The sequence below is a fragment of the Collinsella aerofaciens genome (assembly GCF_032584215.1).
Lineage (GTDB): Bacteria > Actinomycetota > Coriobacteriia > Coriobacteriales > Coriobacteriaceae > Collinsella.
On the sequence record NZ_JAWHPN010000110.1, the window covers coordinates 1 to 490 of the forward strand.

General features: G+C 50.4%; 1 protein-coding gene. It reads left to right on the forward strand.

Annotated features, from left to right (window positions below; genetic code table 11):
• On the forward strand, window positions 1-490 hold a 490-nt coding region (locus RX395_RS09985; RefSeq protein ID WP_316367341.1), incomplete at both ends, for a carboxypeptidase-like regulatory domain-containing protein.

The window sequence follows — 490 nt, forward strand, 5'->3', positions numbered from 1 at the left end:
GCTATACCTTCAGCGGCCTGGCCAACGGAACCTATCAGATCAGCGTAAAGTACCGCTATGAGGGCCAGGAGTACACAGCCACCGGAAATGCGTTTGTGGTCTACAATGCGAACAAGGTCATTCCCGATGTAATTGTGACTGTACCTGCGCTGCCGGAACCTGGGCCGGAGCCCTGTGTGGTTACAGGAAGGGTAGAGGATCAAAACGGACTGCCTCTGGAGGGCATCTTGGTATTCCTCTACTCCGGGGATGAAATTAAGTATGTTATGACCTCTGACGTGAATGGTGAGCTGCGCCTGGAGGGTGTGGCGGATGGCAATTATCAGGTTGTCTACCATTACGCAGGGACTGTCATGGCTACAGCAGACATCAGCATTGATGGCCAGGAAAGCTACGAACTGGAGAAAGTTATTATTGATACAACAAAAAAAAACAAAAAAGAAAAAAAGGAGGGCACCGGACTTGATAAAGAGGGTAAGGCGGGAGAGGG